The organism is Moorena sp. SIO4A1, from assembly GCF_010672065.1.
Taxonomy (GTDB): Bacteria; Cyanobacteriota; Cyanobacteriia; order Cyanobacteriales; family Coleofasciculaceae; genus Moorena.
Window position 1 is genome coordinate 1 of record NZ_JAAHHX010000427.1, and the last position, 1,904, is coordinate 1,904.

The following is a 1,904-nucleotide window of genomic DNA, read 5'->3' on the forward strand; positions in this document are numbered from 1 at the left end:
TCCTATTAGTTGTGATGCGTTTGCTAACCCTGAGGTTAGGTTTACTTGACCCTGTGCTCCAACAGCAGATTGAGGGATTATCGATTACTCGATTGGAGGAATTGAGTGAAGCGTTGTTGAATTTTGAGACAGTAACGGATTTAGCGGTTTGGTTGGAGCACGGCTGAGATTGAACTGTTAGTGTTCACCCCTAGGATTTTTCGTGGGAACATGATTTTGATAAGACCTGATTAGATCAGGTCTTTTTTAGATCTTATCTAAATCAAAATTGCTCCGGTATCATAACTTGACTCAATAAACAAGATCCAGGTGCAATAAATTTTATGGTTCAGATTTAATACAGTGTCTGAGATAGTATTAACTTTGAACAATTTGCCTTGGCCTACGATAACATCTGTAAATACCCTGGTTGACTGACAAAACTAATCAAGCACGTACTCGTACGTTTGTATTTTGAATTCCAGTCGATACCGTCGTTTATCATGTTGTGTTCGTGAGGCCATCACTGGGTCAGGATCATGATTACTCGTAAAACGAACCCGACGAATCAGTCTCCAGCCATTTTCCAACGAGGCTTTGACCCACTCCCAACCAATCCGAAAATAGCTGTTTCCTCGAAACCAGTGTGTGTCTACCCATCGACGTTTACCTGTTTCAACGACCTCAACCCCTTGGGCTGTGACATATAACGTAGCAACTGCCAGGATGAACCATAGCCGAGATAAAGCAGGAACTGAGCGAATTTGGGATTTTTGCACATTCCAACCATTGGACTGGTCATCCAAGAAATTTTCCTCGATATCAAAGCGCAATCCATATTCTTGAAAGGATTTAAGAGTGGTCTTTTCATCACTAACAATGGCCCAAAACTCACCATTGACATTGTTACGACCGAAGACGAGATGGACCCCACCATACCAGTACTCCTTGTGGAGTTTGACATTGTGAAAGCAGAGGGCTTCACCTCGCTTGAAATGGAAATCTTTAAGCTGACACCATCCTTTTCCGGCTCGCCAAATCCAACTGTCCTTTTTCAAACGAATCCGATAGTGCCAGCCCCATTGGGTTGTCATGGCTTTCATTAAATCGGTGTGGACAAAGCCTCGATCTGCCAGTAAAACGACCTTAACCCCTTTGGGCAAGAGGTGTATGGCTTGTTGCAACATCTCGCGATAATCGTTGAAGGATACAGAAGCACTGCGATGTTCGAGCACTCGCCAGACCACAGGCAAGGCTCGTCCCCGATGCACCACAACCAATCGCACCAGGCAATATTGATCCCAGAACAGTGAGGTGTCCAAACTCAAATAAATAGTGTCATCCTTCCAATCCGCCAAAGCTGCTTGAATCAAAGGTTTGTACAATCGATGGATGTTAATTCGAGCATTATGCAGCCAGCGTTGCATCCGGCGTTGCTTGCTTTGGGCATATTGGCCTCTACATGGAATCTCAGGAATCCAACGGGTCAAATTTACCTCCCCTGTTTTGATCACGGCCACCACCATCCACAAACAGGTTGTCAGGTGGCTCAGGTGAGCCCAGTCACTGGGTTGATCTATCCAGCTCTTCAAGGCATTGTATAGACGGGAGTTTTTTTCACAGCATTCCTTGGGTATGAGTGGTTTCTATCCTTAGAATGCTGGCTCCCACTCACTTTAGTCAAGGGCGGCTATCTCTCTCCAGATAAGTATTTGAGCACTTTTGACTTCATTTTTTGTCAGTCAACCAGCCCAATACCTCTTGGGTAAGACGAGTAGCAATTGACGCTGTTGCACCAGTTGTGGCTGCTTGGGATTTAGGCAAAGGAGCTAACCTAGCCTACACCGAATACGGGGCGAAGAACCAACTAACCTTCAACCAACTAACCTTCAACCAACTAACCTTCAACCAACTAACCTTCAACA

General features: G+C 45.0%; 3 protein-coding genes. 2 read left to right on the forward strand and 1 reads right to left on the reverse strand.

The annotated features are described in order from the left end of the window. The first annotated feature begins 14 nt into the window (after window positions 1-14). The gene (locus F6K53_RS39010; protein ID WP_293085257.1) at window positions 15-167 is read left to right on the forward strand and encodes a DUF4351 domain-containing protein; all 153 of its coding nucleotides are present in this window, start codon (window positions 15-17) and stop codon (window positions 165-167) included. Between the two features lie 255 nt (window positions 168-422). Here F6K53_RS39010 and F6K53_RS39015 read toward each other — a convergent pair whose 3' ends face one another. Then, complete coding sequence (locus tag F6K53_RS39015) at window positions 423-1,571, reverse strand: transposase (RefSeq protein ID WP_293085251.1); 1,149 nt, start codon at window positions 1,569-1,571, stop codon at window positions 423-425. A gap of 143 nt (window positions 1,572-1,714) precedes the next feature. On the opposite strand from F6K53_RS39015, the gene F6K53_RS39020 reads away from it, so the two are divergent. Continuing rightward, a partial coding sequence (locus tag F6K53_RS39020) for a hypothetical protein (RefSeq protein WP_293085254.1) occupies window positions 1,715-1,904 on the forward strand: 190 nt, incomplete at its 3' end.

What these genes read in the sequence shown, in the direction of transcription:
- F6K53_RS39010 (WP_293085257.1), top strand. Translation starts at nt 15, where the DNA reads ATGCGTTTGCTAACCCTGAGGTTAGGTTTACTTGACCCTGTGCTCCAA.